The organism is Martelella sp. FLE1502 (genome assembly GCF_053484255.1).
The window spans coordinates 1-18,558 of sequence record NZ_JBAKFQ010000034.1 but is presented as its reverse complement, the minus strand read 5'-3'; the positions used below and the strand labels follow the sequence as shown (position 1 = coordinate 18,558).

At 63.2% G+C, this 18,558-nt stretch carries 21 protein-coding genes; 6 read left to right on the top strand and 15 right to left on the bottom strand.

Going from position 1 to position 18,558, the window contains the following annotated elements; genetic code table 11:
* Positions 1-10: 10 nt before the first annotated feature.
* From V6767_RS20760 to V6767_RS20750, 3 genes are all read right to left on the bottom strand, one after another.
* Complete coding sequence (locus tag V6767_RS20760) at positions 11-1,357, bottom strand: ATP-binding protein (protein WP_448475226.1); 1,347 nt, start codon at positions 1,355-1,357, stop codon at positions 11-13.
* Between the two features lie 102 nt (positions 1,358-1,459).
* Positions 1,460-2,161, bottom strand: a complete 702-nt coding sequence (locus V6767_RS20755; protein WP_448475200.1) for a response regulator — start codon at positions 2,159-2,161, stop codon at positions 1,460-1,462.
* Positions 2,158-2,643, bottom strand: a complete 486-nt coding sequence (locus V6767_RS20750) for a MarR family winged helix-turn-helix transcriptional regulator (RefSeq protein ID WP_448475225.1) — start codon at positions 2,641-2,643, stop codon at positions 2,158-2,160. The genes V6767_RS20755 and V6767_RS20750 overlap by 4 nt, the downstream gene beginning before the upstream one ends.
* 158 nt (positions 2,644-2,801) lie before the next feature.
* Here V6767_RS20750 and V6767_RS20745 point away from each other — a divergent pair, with 158 nt between their 5' ends.
* Positions 2,802-3,449 carry an MBL fold metallo-hydrolase gene (locus tag V6767_RS20745; RefSeq protein WP_448475199.1) on the top strand — a complete coding sequence of 216 codons (648 nt, stop codon included), beginning with the start codon at positions 2,802-2,804 and terminating at the stop codon, positions 3,447-3,449.
* A 6-nt stretch (positions 3,450-3,455) separates the two neighbouring features.
* Here the strand turns inward: V6767_RS20745 and V6767_RS20740 are convergent, their stop codons facing one another.
* The 3 genes from V6767_RS20740 to purM all read right to left on the bottom strand — a co-directional run bounded on the left by V6767_RS20740 (position 3,456) and on the right by purM (position 6,079).
* Positions 3,456-4,289: a glycosyltransferase family 25 protein gene (locus V6767_RS20740; RefSeq protein ID WP_448475198.1), complete on the bottom strand. Its 834-nt coding sequence runs from the start codon at positions 4,287-4,289 to the stop codon at positions 3,456-3,458.
* A 66-nt stretch (positions 4,290-4,355) separates the two neighbouring features.
* Entirely contained in the window at positions 4,356-5,009 is a 654-nt protein-coding gene (gene purN, locus V6767_RS20735; RefSeq protein ID WP_448475197.1) for a phosphoribosylglycinamide formyltransferase, read from the bottom strand.
* Positions 5,006-6,079 (bottom strand): phosphoribosylformylglycinamidine cyclo-ligase, encoded by a 1,074-nt coding sequence (gene purM / locus V6767_RS20730; RefSeq protein WP_448475196.1) that lies wholly within the window; start codon positions 6,077-6,079, stop codon positions 5,006-5,008. Before purM ends, purN begins: the two co-directional genes overlap by 4 nt.
* Positions 6,080-6,331: 252 nt before the next feature.
* Between purM and V6767_RS20725 the strand changes: the two genes are divergently transcribed.
* Entirely contained in the window at positions 6,332-7,459 is a 1,128-nt protein-coding gene (locus V6767_RS20725; RefSeq protein ID WP_448431046.1) for an AI-2E family transporter, read from the top strand.
* 26 nt (positions 7,460-7,485) lie between these two features.
* Positions 7,486-8,145: a DnaA regulatory inactivator HdaA gene (gene hdaA, locus V6767_RS20720; protein ID WP_448475224.1), complete on the top strand. Its 660-nt coding sequence runs from the start codon at positions 7,486-7,488 to the stop codon at positions 8,143-8,145.
* A gap of 6 nt (positions 8,146-8,151) precedes the next feature.
* On the opposite strand, the gene ruvB is transcribed toward hdaA, so the two are convergent.
* From ruvB to V6767_RS20690, 6 genes are all read right to left on the bottom strand, one after another.
* Positions 8,152-9,192: a Holliday junction branch migration DNA helicase RuvB gene (ruvB, locus tag V6767_RS20715; RefSeq protein WP_448475195.1), complete on the bottom strand. Its 1,041-nt coding sequence runs from the start codon at positions 9,190-9,192 to the stop codon at positions 8,152-8,154.
* A complete protein-coding gene (locus tag V6767_RS20710; RefSeq protein WP_448475194.1) occupies positions 9,189-9,587 on the bottom strand; it encodes a PIN domain-containing protein in 399 nt (132 codons plus the stop codon). Before V6767_RS20710 ends, ruvB begins: the two co-directional genes overlap by 4 nt.
* Positions 9,584-9,844, bottom strand: coding sequence for an AbrB/MazE/SpoVT family DNA-binding domain-containing protein (locus tag V6767_RS20705; RefSeq protein ID WP_448475193.1), 261 nt, complete (start codon positions 9,842-9,844; stop codon positions 9,584-9,586). Before V6767_RS20705 ends, V6767_RS20710 begins: the two co-directional genes overlap by 4 nt.
* A gap of 53 nt (positions 9,845-9,897) precedes the next feature.
* The gene (ruvA, locus tag V6767_RS20700) at positions 9,898-10,518 is read right to left on the bottom strand and encodes a Holliday junction branch migration protein RuvA (protein ID WP_448475192.1); all 621 of its coding nucleotides are present in this window, start codon (positions 10,516-10,518) and stop codon (positions 9,898-9,900) included.
* 311 nt (positions 10,519-10,829) lie between these two features.
* Positions 10,830-11,345: a crossover junction endodeoxyribonuclease RuvC gene (gene ruvC, locus V6767_RS20695; protein WP_230719241.1), complete on the bottom strand. Its 516-nt coding sequence runs from the start codon at positions 11,343-11,345 to the stop codon at positions 10,830-10,832.
* 115 nt (positions 11,346-11,460) lie between these two features.
* On the bottom strand, positions 11,461-12,348 hold the full coding sequence (locus V6767_RS20690; protein ID WP_448475191.1) for an oxidoreductase: 888 nt from the start codon (positions 12,346-12,348) through the stop codon (positions 11,461-11,463).
* 91 nt (positions 12,349-12,439) lie between these two features.
* Between V6767_RS20690 and V6767_RS20685 the strand changes: the two genes are divergently transcribed.
* On the top strand, positions 12,440-13,369 hold the full coding sequence (locus V6767_RS20685) for a LysR substrate-binding domain-containing protein (RefSeq protein ID WP_448475190.1): 930 nt from the start codon (positions 12,440-12,442) through the stop codon (positions 13,367-13,369).
* 100 nt (positions 13,370-13,469) lie between these two features.
* The gene (locus V6767_RS20680) at positions 13,470-14,471 is read left to right on the top strand and encodes an LLM class flavin-dependent oxidoreductase (RefSeq protein WP_448475189.1); all 1,002 of its coding nucleotides are present in this window, start codon (positions 13,470-13,472) and stop codon (positions 14,469-14,471) included.
* Positions 14,472-14,477: 6 nt separating this feature from the next.
* Here the strand turns inward: V6767_RS20680 and V6767_RS20675 are convergent, their stop codons facing one another.
* The 3 genes from V6767_RS20675 to V6767_RS20665 form a co-directional block, all read right to left on the bottom strand.
* A complete protein-coding gene (locus V6767_RS20675) occupies positions 14,478-15,275 on the bottom strand; it encodes a transporter (protein ID WP_448475188.1) in 798 nt (265 codons plus the stop codon).
* Positions 15,276-15,721: 446 nt separating this feature from the next.
* Positions 15,722-16,468: a YebC/PmpR family DNA-binding transcriptional regulator gene (locus tag V6767_RS20670; RefSeq protein WP_448475187.1), complete on the bottom strand. Its 747-nt coding sequence runs from the start codon at positions 16,466-16,468 to the stop codon at positions 15,722-15,724.
* Between the two features lie 179 nt (positions 16,469-16,647).
* A complete protein-coding gene (locus tag V6767_RS20665; RefSeq protein ID WP_448475223.1) occupies positions 16,648-17,457 on the bottom strand; it encodes an MBL fold metallo-hydrolase in 810 nt (269 codons plus the stop codon).
* A 204-nt stretch (positions 17,458-17,661) separates the two neighbouring features.
* On the opposite strand from V6767_RS20665, the gene V6767_RS20660 reads away from it, so the two are divergent.
* Positions 17,662-18,462, top strand: a complete 801-nt coding sequence (locus V6767_RS20660) for an ion transporter (RefSeq protein ID WP_448475186.1) — start codon at positions 17,662-17,664, stop codon at positions 18,460-18,462.
* Positions 18,463-18,558: the final 96 nt, after the last annotated feature.

The window sequence follows — 18,558 nt, the reverse complement described above, 5'->3', positions numbered from 1 at the left end:
GCTCTTTGTTTCAGCAGGGGATGCTGATCACGGCCCGCAGGCCGCCGAGCGGGCTGTCACCGAGGGTGACGTTGCCGCCGTGGGAGCGGGCGATGTCGCGCGCGATGGCGAGACCGAGGCCGGTGCCGGATGAATCGAGGTTGCGGGCGTTGTCGAGCCTGAGGAACGGCTTGAACACTTCCTCGCGCATCTCCGGGGAAATACCCGGCCCGTCATCGTCGAAGGTGACGGTCAGCCATTTCTCGCCGTGCTCGGCGGTGATTTCCAGACTGTCGGCATGGCGTTTGGCATTGGAGGCGAGGTTGGCGATCAGGCGGGCGAAGGCGTTGGGCCTGACCGTCACCTCGTCCGGCCCGATCACCACATAATGCAGCGATTTGCCGGAGAGCTCGAAATCCTCCTGCTGGCGGCGGAACAGCGCCGAGAGGCTGGCCGTGCCGGTGGTTTCCTCCGCGTCGCCGCGGGCGAAGTCGATATAGCCCTGCAGCATCTTCTGCATTTCCTCGATATCCTCGTTGAGGGCCTCTACCTCCGGACTGTCACCGATCAGAGCGAGCTGCAGCTTGAAGCGGGTGAGGATGGTGCGCAGATCGTGGCTGACGCCGTTCAGCATGGTGGTGCGCTGTTCGATCTGGCGCTCGATGCGCTCGCGCATCAGGATGAAGGCGAGGCCCGCGCGCCGGATTTCGATCGCCCCGCGCGGTGTGTAGGGCACCTCGGAGCGGTGACCCTTGCCGAAATCCTCCGCGGCCTGGGTCAGCTTCAGGATCGGCCGGATCTGGCCGCGCAGGAACAATGTCGCGATCCCGATCAGCACCAGCGAGGTGCCGACCATCCACAGAATGAAGATATGGGTGTTCGAGGCATAGGTCATCGAACGGCGCGCGAAGATGCGCAATATGCCGTCATCGAGCTTGATGCGGATTTCGACGAAGCGGGAATCGCCGAGCGTATCGATCCAGAACGGCCGGCCGATCTTGGCCGAGATCAACTCCGCCAGCACTTGGTCGAGCAGGCCGAAAAACGGCTTTGGCAGCGGCGGCGGGAGCTTCGCGCCCGGCTCGAAGGCAACCCTCAGACCCATGTCGCGCGCGGCAATCGAGATGATCTCGCTTTCATATTCGTCGCCGGTTGCGTCGATCAGGTCGATGATCGCCGCGATATCGCCGGTGACGGCATCGGCAAGCCGGCGGGTCACCATCTGCCAGTGGCGCTCCATGAACACGGTGGCGACCACCGCCTGCAGCAGCAGCATGGGGATGATGATGATCAGCAGCGAGCGGGCGAACAGGCCGCGCGGAAGCCGGTGATGGGTCCAGCGGGCGATAACCTTGTAGGCGCCGGCGACATGGCGCAGCCCGGGCAGCCGCTCAAGTTCGCGCGTGCGTCGTCTGAGGGCGTGCGCCGCTCTTTCACAGGCCGTTTGAACGCTTGCGGGCCAGAGTTTCAATGTCGGGTCCTAATCCCGGCTCAGGCGGTAGCCGATTCCGCGTACGGTCTGAAGATAAACCGGGTTCGCCGGATCGTTTTCGATCTTGCGGCGCAGCCGGTTGATCTGCACGTCGATCGTGCGCTCGTTGATCTCGCTGGCGCTGCTGACGAGATCGTAGCGCGCAACCGTTTCGCCTGCCTTTTCGGCAAGCATGGCCAGAATGTCCTGTTCGCGTTCGGTCAGCCGGATCGGCGTCGCGCCTTTCTTCAGTTCGCGCCGCGCGAGCGAGAAGGAGTAGGGGCCGAACACCACCTGTTCGATCACCGGCGTCTTCGGCGTGTCGGCGCGGCGCAGGATATTGCTGATGCGAAGCAGAAGCTCGCGCGGCTCGAACGGCTTGACCAGGTAGTCGTCGGCGCCGGCCTCCAGACCGGCGATGCGGGCATCCGCCTCCGCCTTCGCCGTCAGAAGTAGCACCGGAACCGGGCGAATTTCCCTGAGGTGCCGGGTCAGCGACACGCCATCCTCGCCCGGCATCATCACGTCGAGCACGAGAAGATCGAAGTCGAGCCCTTCCAGCTTGCGCCGCGCCTCGGCGGCATCGGCGGCCGTGGAAACCCGATAGCCGTTCTCGCCCAGATAGCGCTTGAGCAGCGTACGGATGCGGGTGTCGTCGTCGACAATCAGAAGGTGGGCCGCGTCATCATCGACCGCTCTGGCTTCGCTCATGCTTCCTCCCCTTTCTGCGGCAAGGCCTCGACGCCGGCATGGGGATCGTGATCGCACATGCGTGTCAGAAATTCGCCGACCGCGCGGCGCTCGTTCTCGCCCATTGCCGCGAAGGCCCTGTCGATGCGCCGCAATTGCGGCGAAAGCAGCTCCGCGCGCAGCCGCTCGCCTTCGCCGGTCAGAAACAGCCGGCGCTGGCGACGGTCCTCCGGTCCCGCCGTCTGGCGGATATAGCCGCTGTCGATCAGCTGTTTCAGGACGCGCGCGAGGCTCTGCTTGGTGATGCGCAGGATATCGAGAAGGTCGGCAACGCTCATCCCCGGCCGGCTGCCGACGAAATGGATGACCCGGTGATGGGCGCGGCCGAAGCCGATCTCGCCGAGGATCGCATCCGGATCGGCGGTGAAGTCGCGATAGGCGAAAAACAGAAGTTCGACCACCGCCAGGTCCGAAACCCCGCTCTCGGGCGCCTGTTCGGGCATGATCGCCTGATGTTTCACTCCCAAAGCCTGCTTCCTTTCGCCCGCCGGGCTTTTGTAATCAAATCCAGTCTGACATAGATATCGTATCAGGTTTAAAACGGACGCGGGCGAAATGGAAGCCGTTGGCGGCGACCGTCCGCAAGGGAGATATCAGTTTCATGGCGCAGCTCCAGGCCGGGATCATACCCGTCACCCCACTTCAGCAGAACTGCACCGTGCTGTTCGATCCCGACTTGCGCGAGGGCGTCGTGGTCGATCCCGGCGGGGATGCCGATGTCATCATCCAGACCGTGGAGGAAAACGGCATTGCGCTGAAGGCGATCTGGCTGACCCATGGTCATCTCGACCATGCCGGCGGCGCGATGGAGCTGAAGGAGCGCCTGGGGCTGGAAATCATCGGTCCGCATGAGGACGACCGTTTCATTCTGGAAAACATCGAGGCAAGCGCCGAGCGCTTCGGCATGGCGGGCATGGTGCGCAATTGCTTTCCCGACCGGTTTCTGACCGAGGGCGAAACGGTGGGTTTCGGCGCGCATGTGTTCGAGGTCTATCACACGCCCGGCCACGCGCCCGGCCATGTGATCTTCTTCAACCGCGCCCAGAATTTCGCCCATGTCGGCGATGTGCTGTTTCATGGCTCGGTCGGGCGCAGCGATCTGCCGGGCGGTGACCACGACACGTTGCTGGCCTCGATCCGCGACAAGCTGTTTCCGCTGGGCGACGATGTCGGTTTCATTTGCGGCCACGGCCCGGGCGGCCGCATCGGCGAAGAGCGCCGCAACAACCCATTCCTCAAGGGGCTCTGAGCGGCCTCAATCCCGCGCGAACGGGATGGTCTTTTGCTCCGCGCGGCCAAGCGCCTTCAGCAGGGCGATCCTCGTCTTGCGTCGCCGCCGGTCCATCTTGTTTGCAAGGCCGGCCAGCGCGCGCCTGACCGGGCCCTTGCCTTCATGCGTCAGGGGAGGGCTGGCATGGCGATCGTAGATCACCGAGGCGATGCCGAGCTGTTCGGTTCCGGGCCCTTCCAGATACTGGTCCTGTACGCAGATGGCCGGGTCGATCTGATAGGCGCTGAGCCCGCCGAAGACCCTGTAATGCGCGCCGAAGATGACATCGTCCACCGGTAGCGGCAGCGGATCGCTCGCCGCGCACAGGCGCTCCATCGCCCGCCGGCTGACAATATAGCCCGCCGCGCCGTAGTGGCTGCTCAACAGCCTCTTCAGCCGGTGTGGTGTCTCCATCAGCGCGTCGCCGCTGCGAGAAACGTGCGTGGGCATGGCAAGCGTTTCGAGCTTGATCAGGTCGGCGCCGTCCGGCAGCCATTCGGCCGCCGCTGCAAGGAGCTTGCCCGCATCCGGGGCGAGGTGGATGTCGTCCTCGAAGATCGCCGCGTATTCGAGACCGCGCGAAAGCGCCAGTTCCCAGACCTTCTTGTGGCTCAGATAGCAGGCGACTTCGCTTGGGGTCAGGTTGCGGGCATATTTGCTGACCGGCGGCACGACGATGTTTCTGACGAAATCCTCGGAGAGCGTGGCGGCGTCGACCGCATCGATCCGCTCGAAGGCAAGGCCCTGGGCGTCGAAAACCGCGCGCATGTGCGACAGGCGGTCATGGCTTCTGGCGAGGTTGATGAGGAAGATGTCCAAGACGGTTCGAGCCTCTTTTCGGGCGGCGTTCTCTCCGGTGGCAGTCTTCTGCCGTTGGACGCGGGGCTATCCCGCGATCAGGGTTTGCTCGGCTCCGTCAATCGCGCTGTCTGCGAAGACGGCGCGGCCGTTTTCCATGCGCACCTCGCCGGCGGCCAGCCGCTTGAGTGCAGCGGGATAGAGCCTGTGCTCGACGGTCAGTATCCGCTTTGCCAGCGCATCGGCTTTATCGCCCGGCATCACCGGAACCGCCGCCTGGCCGATGATCGGGCCCTCGTCCATGCTCTCCGTCACGAAATGCACGGAGCAGCCGGCGACGCGCATGCCGGCGTCGAGCGCGCGCTGGTGGGTATCGAGACCCGGAAACAGCGGCAGCAGCGAGGGGTGGATGTTGATGATCCGGCCCTCATAGGCGCGGATGAAATCGCCCGAGAGCAGCCGCATGAAACCGGCCAGGCAGATGAAATCGGGCGCGAGGCCGGCAAGCAGGTCGAGCATCGCGGCCTCGTGGGCCTGTTTGCTGTCGTAGTCCTTGCGCGGCAGGGCGTGGGTCTCGATGCCCCGTGCCTTTGCCTTTTGAAGCCCGCCGGCATCCGGCTTGTCGGAAATGACGGCCACGATTTCGGCCGGAAAATCCGGAGCCGCGCAGGCCTCAGCCAGCTTTTCCATATTCGAGCCGCTGCCGGAGATGAACACGACGACCCGCTTGCGTCCGCTCATAGCGCGATCATGCCCTTATAGACCGTGCCGTCCATGCCGTCCTTGCGGGCGATGATGCGCCCGATCCGGAAGGCGTTTTCGCCCTGTTCCGCAAGCGCGGCGAGCACGGCGTCGAGCTCATCTTCGCGGCAGACGCCGATCATGCCGACGCCGCAATTGAAGGTGCGCATCATTTCAGCGGGTGCCACACCGCCCGCGCGCGCAATCCACGAGAACACGGCGGGCACCGTGATGGCTTCCAGATCGATCTCGGCGGAAAGCGTTTCCCGCAGGACGCGCGGTATATTTTCCGGAAAACCGCCGCCGGTGATGTGGGCGAGCGCCTTGATCGCGCCGGTTTCGCGGATCGCTGCAAGTAGCGGCTTGACATAGATGCGGGTCGGCTCCAGCAGCGCTTCGCCGAGGCTCTTGCCCGGCGCGAAGGGGGCAGGGGCCTGCCAGCCGAGGCCGTTCATTTCCGCCACCCGGCGCACCAGCGAGAACCCGTTGGAGTGGACGCCGGAGGAGGCGAGGCCGAAGATCACGTCGCCTTCCGCGAGGCTTTCGGACGGCAGCAGCGCGCCGCGCTCGGCAGCGCCCACGGCAAAGCCTGCGAGGTCGTAGTCGCCCTTGGCATACATGCCCGGCATTTCCGCGGTCTCGCCGCCGATCAGCGCGCAACCGGCCTGCCGGCAGCCCTCGGCAATGCCTTCGACGATCACCGCGCCCTCATCGGGGTCGAGCGCGCCGGTGGCGAAATAATCGAGGAAGAACAGCGGCTCCGCGCCCTGCACCACGAGATCGTTGACGCACATGGCGACCAGATCGATGCCGACCGTGTCATGCTTGCCGGCCTCGATCGCGATCTTCAGCTTGGTGCCGACGCCGTCATTGGCGGCGACCAGAACCGGATCGGTAAAGCCCGCCGCTTTCAGGTCAAAGAGACCGCCGAAGCCGCCGATCTCGCCGTCCGCGCCGGGACGCCGGGTCGATTTCACTGCGGGCTTGATTTTCTGGACCAGAAGATTGCCGGCATCGATATCGACGCCCGCGTCGGAATAGGTCAGGCCGTTTTTACGCGTCTCGCTCATGGGGCGGTCCCTCATGCAATAGTCAAAGCCGGGCATTGCATGGAGTCTTGCGCGATGCAAGTCTGTAGCGGGGCCGCCGCGCCGATATCGACAACTAAGGCAGGTCGCGGTGGATATCGGGGAGGGGCGCAGGGCGAGCGCCTTGTCGCTTGACGCTGGCGGCGGTTTGCTGAACAAACGCTATGGGCCTTTATCGCTTTTGCGGGCCCTGATGCCAAATCGTTTGAGCGCGAACCGGAGCGGGAGTTTTTCATGGCGGGTCGGATCAGTGCCGCGGGATTGCGCAGGCAGGTCTATTTCTGGCTGCTGTTTGCCGCCTTTGTCGCGCTTTTTCTCTATGTTTTCCGCAGCATATTGCTGCCTTTCGTCGCCGGCATGGCGCTGGCCTATTTCCTTGACCCGATTGCCGATCGGCTGGAGAAGCTTGGCTTCAACAGGCTGTGGGCGACGACCACGATCATGCTGTCCTTCCTGGTGATCGTCATCGCCGTGCTGTTGCTGTTCATTCCGCTTCTGGTGTCGCAGGCCTATGATGTCGCCCAGCAGGTGCCGAAATACATGCACCAGCTCGAGCAGTATCTGGAGACGACCGAGTTTTCTCGCTTGATCGAATGGGGCAACGACCAGCTTGCCTCGCTCAGCGAGAATATCGGCAAGATGCTGTCGGGCGGCGCCTCGATCGCGGGTCAGGTGTTCGGCAGCATCTGGAACTCGTCGATGGCGGTGGTCAACCTCGTCTCCTTCTTCGTGCTGGCCCCGGTCATCGCCTTCTATCTCCTGCTCGACTGGGACCGGATGGTGCAGAAGATCGACCAGTGGGTGCCGCGCGGGCAGGTGGACGATGTCCGTTACCTCGCTCATGAGATTAACGCGGTGATTTCCGGTTTCGTGCGCGGGCAGGGGTCGCTCTGCATCATCCTCGCGGTCTACTATGCCATCACGCTCAGCCTCGCGGGGCTCAATTTCGGGGCTCTGATCGGGATTTTCGCCGGTCTTGTCAGCTTCATTCCCTATCTCGGCTCGACCTCCGGCCTGATCCTGTCCATGGGCGTGGCGCTGTTCCAGTTCTGGCCGGATTTCTGGATGATCGCGCTGATCTTCGGGATCTATCTGTTCGGCCAGTTTCTGGAAGGCAATGTGCTGCAGCCCAAGCTGGTCGGCTCCAGCGTCCGGCTGCATCCGGTCTGGCTGATGTTTGCCCTGTTCGCCTTCGGCGTGCTGTTCGGCTTCGTCGGCCTGCTGGTCGCGGTGCCGGTGTCGGCGGCCGTCGGCGTACTGGTGCGCTTCGCGATCGACCGCTATCTCACCAGCGATCTTTACTGGGACGGTATCGAGCACCATGCCGAAGAGCCTTCGCCGGTTGTCGAAGAAGGGAAGTGAGCCTGACCGTGTTGCGTGAAAAAGCGATGCAGTTGCCGCTGGAACTCGGCCACGACCCGGCGGCCGACCGCGATCACCTGTTGATCTCGCCGTCGATCATGCCAGCGATCGACCTGATCGACCGTTGGCCGCACTGGCACACGCCGGTCACCGTGCTCGTCGGCCCGCCGGGCTCGGGCAAGACCCATCTGTCGACCATCTGGAAGGGGCTGAGCCAGGCCCGCCCGGTGACGGTGGAATTGAGGGAAGGGCGTCCGGTTGCCGCCCGCCACGGCGCGTTCCTGTTCGAGGATGCGGACCGTCAGGCCTTCGACGAGACCGGCCTGTTTCACCTGATCAACACCGTGCGCCAGCATGGCGGCAGTCTGCTGATCACCGCTCGCTCGCTGCCGCAGCTCTGGTCGATCTCGCTGCCCGATCTGAAATCCCGGCTTGCCGCCGCCACCACGGTGGAAATTGGCGCGCCGGACGATGTGCTTTTGCAGCAGGTCATCTTCAAGCTGTTCGCCGACCGCCAGCTCGAGGTCGACGACCGTCTCGTCGCCTATATCGTCACGCGCATGGAGCGCTCGCTCGATGCCGCGAGCCAGATTGTGGACGCCATCGACAAGCTGGCACTGTCGCGCAATCGCCGCATAACCCGGGCGCTGGCCGCCGAGGTGCTGGCCGCGCGTGAAGCGTTTTGATTTCGTTTATTCGCCCTGATCAAAGAGCCGGAACTGGGTGAGATCGGCATCCTTTGGCGGCGTGAGGCCGAGATGCTTCCAGGCCGTTGCCGTCATCACCCGCCCGCGCGGGGTGCGCTGGATGAAGCCCTGCTGGATCATGTAGGGCTCGATGATATCCTCGATCGCGTCGCGCGGCTCGGAAAGCCCTGCCGCGATCGTCTCGATCCCCACCGGACCGCCGCCGAAATGCTGGCAGATCATGTTGAGATAACGCCGGTCTAGCTGGTCGAGCCCCATATGGTCGACCTCGAGCCGCGTCAGCGCCTCGTCGGCGATCGCCCGGCTCACCTCGGTCGCATCCGCCACTTCGGCGAAATCGCGCACCCGGCGCAGCAGCCGGCCGGCGATGCGCGGCGTGCCCCGGGCGCGACGCGCGATCTCGCGCGCGCCGTCATCGCTCATGCCAAGCCCCATCAGCCGCGCCCCGCGGCGGATGATCAGTTCCAGCTCCTCGACGGTGTAGAAATTGAGCCGGACGGGGATGCCGAAACGGTCGCGCAGCGGCGTCGTCAGCAGACCGAGACGGGTGGTGGCGGCAACGAGCGTGAATTTCGACAGGTCGATCTTCACCGAGCGCGCCGCCGGGCCCTCGCCGATGATCAGGTCGAGCTGGAAGTCTTCCATCGCCGGATAGAGGATTTCCTCGACCGCCGGGTTCAACCGGTGGATCTCGTCGATGAACAGCACGTCGCGCTCTTCGAGATTGGTCAGAAGGGCGGCCAGATCGCCGGCCTTGGCGATCACCGGCCCGGAGGTGGAGCGGAAATTGACGCCGAGTTCCTTGGCCATGATCTGCGCAAGCGTGGTCTTGCCGAGCCCGGGCGGGCCGACGAACAGCACATGGTCGAGCGCTTCGCTGCGCCGCTTGGCGGCCTCGATGAACACCTTCAGATTGGCGCGCGCTTCCGCCTGGCCGGTGAAATCGTCCAGCGTCTGCGGCCTCAGCGCCGCGTCGAGGTCTTCCCCGCGCTTGTCCGGCGATATCAGGCGGTCGGCTTCACTCATGTCAACAATTCCATTCCCGGTATGGCGGCGGCTGCGGCGCGGTCGAGCGTCAGCGTGGCATGGCAGCCGGATTTTGCGTTTCGAAGCGCGATCAGGATATCGGGAAACTCGGCAGACGTGCGGTTCATCAGATCCAGCGCCTCTTCAACCTGCCATTCATCCTCGACCTCGATTTCGCGCGCCTCCAGAAGATCTGCGATTGCCGCTGCAAGTTCGGCGCGTCCTACTCTTAACCGCTTCCTCAGGAACCAGGAAAACTCCATCAGCGTGATGGCGTTGATATAGCCCGGCCCGCGCTCCGGCAAGCTTTCCATCAGCCGGTCCACTCGCCGGCATTGCTCGGCGTCGTCCTGCAGCACCAGCCGAAGCAGAATATTGGTATCGAGACCGATCATGACCGCTCGGCGACATGTTCGGCAACCGCCTCGCCGACGGCATCTTTCATGTCCTCGAGCGACATCGGGTCCCTGTCGGCATCGTGAAAGCGGCCCTTGAGGTCGCTCGCCTTCCTGTTCTTTGCCCGCACGATGATTTCGCCGTCACGGATAATGTAGCGGATACGGTCGCCCGGTTTCAGATTCAGCATCTGGCGCACTTCAGCCGGAATCGTCGTCTGACCCTTCGAAGTCAATGTGCCGTAATACACGCTCATTTTTGGTTTCCTTACCCTGCGAAAATTGTAAGGAGTATCCTATCAGGAAAGGATCACTGCGACAATTCCTTCAGGCCGAGCCGGATCAGGGTCGCGCTGGCTGCATCCTCTCCAGCCTGTTTCAACGCGGCGGAGATCGCGCCTGCGGCCTGGTCTCGGGAATAGCCGAGATTGGTGAGCGCGGAAATCGCATCGGACACGGCGGCGGGCGCGGCGCCTTCGCCGACTTCCTTGCGGAAGGAGATGGCCTCGCTGTCGCCGAGCGAAAGCCCGGCGGGCACCTTGTTCTTGAGTTCGGTGACAATGCGGGTGGCGACCTTCGGCCCGACGCCCGGCGCGCGCGATACCGCGGTCTTGTCGCCGAGCGCGATCGCATTGGCGATCTCGCCCGCCGACAGCGTCGAGAGGATCGCCAGCGCCACCCGCGCGCCGACGCCCTGGACGCTCTGCAGCAGGTTGAACCAGCCGCGCTCTTCCGCGCTCATGAAGCCGTAGAGGCGCAGTTGATCCTCGCGAACGAAGGTCTCGATAAACAGCACCACCGCCTCACCAGGCGACCCGATGCGCGACAGCGTGCGCGCCGAGCAGTAGGCGACGTAGCAGACGCCATGAACGTCAACCACGACATGATCGTCGCCGATCTCGTCAATCACGCCCTTGAGCTTGCCGATCATGCAGTTCTTTCCTTTTGACGTGCCGCCTTCACGCGTATGCCTCTTGTTCTCGCAGCGTGTGCTGCTTGCCGTTCACCTGCCGCATAGCCCCAAACCTTCTCGCCCCGGAGGGGAGAGATGTCGCGAAAGCGACAGTGAGGGGGGAGTCTATCCTCACGCGCGCCCTCACGAGACGAGATGCCGCGCCACCCTCACTGCCCCTGTCGGGGCATCTCTCCCGCCAGCGGGAGAGAGTATTGGGAGCAAGCGTCACTTTTCATAACCAATCATTCATTCCGTGCCTGCCGAACCTATCGACAGACCGGCAGGCATTACCCCGCCGCCATCGCCGCCTTCATCATCTTGTTGCCGCCGCGATTGTGGCTGTGGCAGATGGCGATCGCGAGCGCGTCCGCCGCGTCGCTGCCCTTGAACTGCACGCGCGGCATCAGGACTTTCAGCATCATGTGGATCTGCTGCTTGTCGCCATGGCCGACGCCGATCACCGCCTTCTTCACCGCGTTGGGCGCGTATTCGGCGACCGGAAGGCCTGCGAGCGAGGGCACCAGCAGGGCGATGCCGCGCGCCTGGCCGAGCTTCAGCGTCGCCACCGCATCCTTGTTGACGAAGGTCTGCTCCACCGCCGCCTCGTCCGGGCGAAAGCCGTGCACCACCTCCGAAAGCCCGTCATGAAGCTGGCGCAGGCGCGAGGGTAGATCGAGATCACCGTCGGAGGTGACCGTGCCGGAATCGATGAATTTGAGCGAATTCCCCAACGTCTCGATAACGCCCCAGCCGGTGCGCCTCAGCCCCGGATCGATGCCTATGATGCGAATCGTCTTTTCCATGAATTCACCCTATCGTTCTTGCCCCAAGGCTTCCAGATAAAAGTGAACAAAACAAAAACATGCGGAGCGCCGGCCGGGCGTTCCACATGTATCGTGTCAGGGCGTTGGTATGTGGTCAGGCAGCGATGGCGTCGAGCCGTTTCAGATGTTCCTCGCCGAGCGTCAGTTCGGCGGCGGCGATATTATCGCGCAGATGCGCGCGCGACGATGTGCCGGGAATGACGAGGATATTCGGGCTGCGTTGCAGCAGCCAGGCAAGCGAGACCTTCTGGATTGAGGCATCAAGTTCGCTTGCGACCTGATCCAGAATATCGGCCTGATAGGGCAGGAAGCCGCCAAGCGGGAAGTACGGCACATAGGCGATGCCCTGTTCGGCTAGGCTGTCGATCAGCGCATCGTCGTCGCGGTGGATCAGATTGTAATGGTTCTGCACGCAGACGATCGGGGCGATGTCCTGGGCAATCTTCACCTGAGGCGCGGTCACGGTCGATATGCCGATATGCTCTATAAGGCCTTCCTCCTGCATCTTTCGCATCGCCTCCATCGGCGCGGCGATCTCGCTATCCTCGCTGAAACCGGTGGCGCTGCCCATGCGCAGGTTGACGATCGCGATCCTGTCGAGCTTCAGCCGCTCGAGATTGTCCTCGACCGATTTGCGCAGGAAATCCGGCTCGTGGTTCATGTTCCAGCCGCCCTCATCGTCGCGCCAGCCGCCGATCTTGGTGACGAGCGTGAGGTTGTCGGGGTAGGGATGAAGCGTTTCGGCGATCAGCCGGTTGGTCACGTAGGGACCGTAGAAGTCGGATGTGTCGATGTGGTCGATGCCGAGCGCGAGCGCCTCGCGCAGCACCGCGCGGCATTCGTCCGGGTCCTTCGGCTCGCCGAAGACATGGGGGCCGGCAAGCTGCATGGCGCCGAAGCCCATGCGGTTGACAGAAATATCGGTTCCGGGAAAAGTGAAGCGGCCGGCGGCCGAGGCGGGGCTGATATCCATGTTCGTCATGAGATTGATCCTTCTTTTGGGAGCGATGGCGAGGATATAGGAGGAAAGGGCTCGGTTGATAATCCGGACAATTTCGAATACCGTGATCGTTATGCCGAACAATGCTTTGCTGCCGCCCTTCGATGACCTGATGACCTTCCTCGTGATCACGAGAGCGGGCGGTTTTCGGGCGGCCGCCAGAAAGCTCGGGGTTTCACCCTCTACCGTGAGCGAAACCATGTCGCGGCTCGAAGCGGAGCTCGGCGTCCCGCTTCTCATCCGCACCACGCGCAGCGTCCACCTGACCGAGGCGGGCCGCGAACTGGCTGATCGTCTGGAACCGGTGCTCGCGGAGGCCCGCTCGGCAATCGCCGATGCGACCAGCAGCGAGGGCGCGGTGCGCGGGCGGCTCAAGATCCAGGTGCCGGGCGCCGTGATGGAGGATATCCTTCCGCCGATCCTCGACGGTTTCGCGAGGGCCCATCCGGAGGTGCGGGTGGAAATCCTCGTCGATGACCGTTTCACCGACATGATCGCCACCGGCTGTGACGCCGGCATCCGCTATGGCGAACACCTGGCGCAGGATATGATCGCGACGCCGATCGGTCCGGCGCGACAGCGCTTCGCAATCGCGGCTGCACCGGAGTACCTCGCGCGTCGCGGCACTCCCATCCATCCGCGTGACGTGCTGGATCATGACTGCATCCGGTTGCGGTTTGCGTCAGGCGCACTGACGGAGTGGGAGTTCGAGAAGGAGGGCGAAATCCTGCGGCTCGACCCGTCGGCCCGGCTGATCATCGCCACCGCCGGTTGGCGCGCCGCCGTCAAGCTGGCGATTGCAGGCCACGGGCTTATCGGCAGCTTTCGCAACTGGCTGGAGCCGCATTTTACAACCGGCGAACTGGTGCCCGTCCTGGAGGATTGGTGCCCTGATTTCGAAGGACCTTTCCTCTATTATTCCAGCCGCCTGACCCCGCGCCCGCTGCGCGCCTTCATTGATTTCGCGGCGGCGCATAGGCGAATGGCCAGGGAGATATGGTAGCGGGCTCTTTCTTCGGCCATCGCGACCGCCAGACTTTGCAAATCGGCCGGCCAGTTCCTAATTATGTGTCAAAGACACACATTCCGGGACAGGATTTTACATGACCAATTTCTCCATTCTCGACCTTTGTCCGGTTGTCGAAGGCGGCACCATTTCCGAGGCGTTGGATGCCACGCGGCAGATGGCGAAGAAGGCCGAAGAGGCGGGCTATACCCGCTTCTGGCTCGCCGAGCATCACGGCATGACGGGCATCGCCAGCGCCGCGACCTCGCTGGTGATCTCGGAGGCCGCGCGGGCGACCAGCACCATCCGCGTCGGCTCCGGCGGCATCATGCTGCCCAATCATTCGCCTTTGGTGATCGCCGAGCAATTCGGCACGCTGGAGGCGCTCTATCCGGGCCGCATCGATCTCGGCCTCGGCCGGGCGCCGGGTACGGACATGAACACGGCGCGGGCGCTGCGCCGCAATATCGATGCCGGGGCCCAGACCTTCCCGAACGATATCGTGGAATTGCAGCAGCTGATGGATGATCCGGTCGAGGGCCAGCGGCTGCTTGCCAATCCCGGCGCAGGGGCCAAAGTGCCGCTCTATATTCTCGGCTCCTCCACCTACAGCGCGCATCTGGCTGCCATGCTGGGGCTGCCTTATGCCTTCGCTTCGCATTTCGCGCCCGACATGCTGTTCGAGGCGCTTCACATCTACCGCACCAATTTCAAGCCCTCGGCCCAGCTGGACAAGCCCTATGTGATCGTCGGCGTCATGGGCGCGATGGCGGATACCGATCAAGAGGCAGATTATCTGTTCACCTCCGCCCTGCAGAGCTTCGTGGCGCTGCGCCGCAATGCGCGCGGCAAGACGCCCCGCCCGGTCGACAGCATGGACGGGCTCTGGACCGAGATGGAGAAGATGTCGATCGAACACACCTTCCAGTTCGCCGTCGTCGGCGGTCCGGAAAAGGCGAGAGCCAAGATGGAGGGCTTCGTCGCCGACACCAAGGCCGACGAGGTGATCATCTCCGTGCCCGTGCATTCGGTGGAAGCGCGGCTGAAGGCCGTCGGCATGTTCGGCGCGCTGCGCGATGAGCTTAAAGAGGCGGCGTAATCCCGCCTATTTCGGGAACACGAAACTGACCACGGCCCGGAGCCCCCAGCCTTCCGGGCCGTTGTCCGGCGCGGTCGCCCAGTAGCGGGCGCCAAGCGTCAGGCTGATCGGCTGTTTGCCGGCCATCACCAGCTTGCCGACCGTGAAGTCGATCGGCACTGTCCAGTCCTCGCCCACCCAGTCATACTGAGCCTCGCTGGTGAGCGAGAAGGTCCATGCCGATCTGGTGTTGTAGGAGATAAAGGGCTGGGTCATCGTGGTCGAGATGCGGCTCCTGTCGTCCGCGCCGGCATAGGACCAGACGTGGTTGGCGAGGAGGCCGGTCGTCCACGGTCCGTGCTCAAGCGCAAAGACGCCGGTCGGCCCCGCGCCCCATTTCTCGGTCCCGAGCAGATCATCAGTCGCCGTTGGCAGCAGGAAAACCGGCCCCGCGCCCCAGATCAGCCCATCGACGCCGCTGTCGACCGGCGAGACGAACAGCGACAGCAACGTATCGCCAAGCCCGAACTGATCGCCGGAGGGGCCGGCGATATCGCTCTGCTGCTCGATCGGGACGATGGTGCGGGTGATCAGGTTCCAGTCCGCGTTCAGACTGAAGGGGATGATCGGCTGAACATTGAGCTGCAACTGGTCGCCCTTGTCGGGGCCATAGCCGCGGTCATAATTGAACTGAAACGGCAACACCGTCAGCGGCGCGACCGGATTGGAAAGCTGCTTGGCCAGATCGGCCTGGGAATCGTCCGCCAGCGCACGGCCAGCCATCAACGCAAAGGCCATTGCGCATATTGCCGCGATGAAACGCATCTTCCCCTCCACCACAACCTCAACGTAAAAGTCAGTTCAATCCTATTCTCTCAAGGTTGCAAGCGTCGCCAACCCATGGAGCTATCGACTTTGCACGTTTTCCGCGTATGAGTGCAAATTTGCAACGATTCCCGCAGCCTATGCCACCGGCAACAAAAAAGCCGCCGATCACCTCGATCGGCGGCGCAGGCTCTGGCGAGCTATCCTTTTTACGGACGTCATCCTCGGCCTTGTGCCGAGGATCTAAGCACGGTCCCATTCGAGCGGCGTCGGCGTTTCATAGGGGGAGAACCGGCATTCTATCCGAGACGCCTGTCGAGTAGACACGTGCTTAGATGCTCGGGACAGGCCCGAGCATGACGGCGGAGCTTGGGGGTAGGCATTGCCAGAAGTCTGAAACCGCCGATCGAGGTGACCGCGGCTTCGAATTCAACGGAAGCAGATGTTCAAGCCGAAAGCTTGGCCATCACCTCGTCGTCGACCTCGAAGTTCGAGTAGACGTTCTGGACATCGTCATCGTCTTCAAGATTATCGATGAGCTTCATCAGCGAGGTGGCGCGTTCCTCGTCGACGGGGATGGTGTTCTGCGGCTTCCAGATCGCCTTGACGCTTTCGGCCTCGCCGAGCGCCTTTTCAAGGGCTGAGGAGACTTCGTTGATGTCCTCGAAGGCGCAGTAGATGGTGTGGCCGTCCTCGTCGGAAACGACGTCTTCCGCGCCGGCCTCGATCGCGGCTTCCATGATCGCATCGGCATCGCCGGCTTCGGGCTTGTAGACGATCTCGCCGACATGGTCGAAGGAGAAGGCGACCGAGCCGGTTTCGCCGAGCGCGCCGCCGGCCTTGGTGAAGATCGAGCGGACGTTGGAGGCGGTGCGGTTGCGGTTGTCGGAAAGCGCCTCGACAATCACCGCGACGCCGCCCGGGCCGTAACCTTCGTAGCGCACTTCATCGTAGTTCTCGGCATCGCCGCCGGAGGCCTTCTTGACGGCGCGCTCGATATTGTCCTTCGGCATCGACTGCGCCTTGGCGTTCTGGATCGCAAGGCGCAGGCGCGGGTTCATGTCCGGGTCCGGCGTGCCCATCTTGGCGGCGACGGTGATTTCGCGCGCGAGCTTGGAGAACATTTTCGAACGGACCGCATCCTGCCGGCCCTTGCGGTGCATGATGTTTTTAAACTGTGAATGGCCAGCCATGGCTCCGCCCTGTCTTTGTTTGTCTGAATGCGCGCCCTTATACGGGCGGCGGGCCGCGCATTCAAGCCTAGAGCGCCGTGCATCCATTCGGATGCACTAAGGACGCTCTAACCTATTGAATCTACGCATCGTGCTTTCCGAAAATCGATCCCGATTTTCGGGCCGATGCTGTAGGCGCGCTACCAAACGCCCTGCAGCAGCATGATCTGCGGCGGGCGCGGCAGCGAAGATAGCGACACGGTGATGGTGCGGCTGTCCGAATAGACCACGTCGTAGTCATCGGCGAACATGGCGGCGAAATCGCGCACCCGCGGCCCGGTGCGGTGCATCGGCAGCACCAGTGAGGAGTGCAGGCGTTCAATCACGTTCCGCATGCTTTCCGCGCCGAGCGTCAGCCCGCCATCAACGGGCACCATGACCACGTCCAGCCGGCCGATCTCGGCAATATGGCTGTCGGCAAGTTCGTGGTGGAGGTGGCCAAGGTGCCCGATGCAGAGGTCCGCCACCTCGAAGATGAAGATCGAATTGCCGTCCTCTTCGAATGCGCCCCAGGCGCGGATATCGGTGGTAACGTTGCGGATATAGACGTCGCCCACCACCAGATCATGGTCGATCGGCTGGCCGGGATTGTCGCCCCAGCCATGCAGCACCATGCCGATGCCGGGATCGGGCGTCAGCGTGAAATGGCTTTCATGCGCCTTGTTCATGGTCGCGACATCCGGCGGGCCGCCGGGCAGCAGAAAACCGGCATAGTCCGTGGCGATCCGCACCCCGCCGGGGCTTTCAATGAGAAAGGTCGAATGGCCGATGAAGCTTATCGAGACTTCCGGCGCCTCGTAGGCGACTGGCGCGAAGCTTGCGAATGTCACATGGGGCAGGCGTTCGGCGATCGCCTGGCACTGGCTGACGGGCGGGCGCGCCTCCTGGGCGACGCCCGAAGCGGCAAGCGCCATAAACGCCGGGATAAGCATCGCGCATGAGCGAAGCATTGCCATTCCCCCGATTATCCTGATCTGACCAGTGTGGGGGAGAACCGCTGAAAGGTCCATGTGAGGCGGCGTTCCGGCTCATCACACATTCGTGATTGCCGGCATTGTCGGCGCCTGAAAATGTCTCCGCCGCTCACTTGCTTTCAGCGCGAAATTTCACCATCTCGATGGCCGATCTGGGTTACTGCGGAGAGCATGCGGACAATGCGTGAAAAGGTAAAGGCTTGGATGAGTTCCCGTTCCTGGGAGTCTTTCATCCTCACGGTCATCGTCATCAACGCCATTACTCTGGGTTTCGAGACCTCCAATACCGTGATGCAGAGCTTTGCCGGCCCGCTGCTGCGCTTCTTCGATGCTCTGGTGCTGACCATTTTCGTGATCGAGATCACGTTGCGGCTTTATGCCCACAGGCTGCGCTTCTTTCGCGATCCGTGGAGTCTGTTCGATTTCACGATCGTCGCGATCAGCCTCGTGCCGGCCAGCGGCCCGCTTCAGGTGCTGCGCGCCCTGCGTATTCTGCGTGCGCTGCGTCTCTTGTCGATGATCCCGTCGCTCCGGCGCGTCATCGGCGGGCTGGTGGCGGCCCTTCCCGGCATGGGGTCTATCATCGTGCTGATGGCGCTGGTCTTCTACATCTTTGCCGTGATCGCGACCAAGCTCTACGGCGAGGCCTTTCCCGAATGGTTCGGCTCGCTCGGCGCGTCGATCTATTCGCTGTTCCAGATCATGACGCTGGAAAGCTGGTCGATGGGCATCGTCCGTCCGGTCATGGATGTCTATCCGAACGCCTGGCTGTTCTTCGTGCCCTTCATCCTGTCGACCGCGTTTACCGTGCTGAACCTCTTCATCGGTATCATCGTCTCGGCCATGCAGAAGGAGCACGAGCAGGAGCTGCTTGAGGAAAGCCGGCAGGCGCGCGAGCCGGAAATGCTGCAGATACTGTCCGAGCTGAAGGCGCTGAGGCAGGAGGTGGCGGCGCTGCGGAACGAGCGGTCCGCGCCGTAAGCGCGGGCCTGGAGGGACGCCGTGCTTGCTCCACTCTCCACCGTCATCCTCGGGCTTGACCCACTGCTGTCCGGTTTAAATTTGTAGACAAGGCGC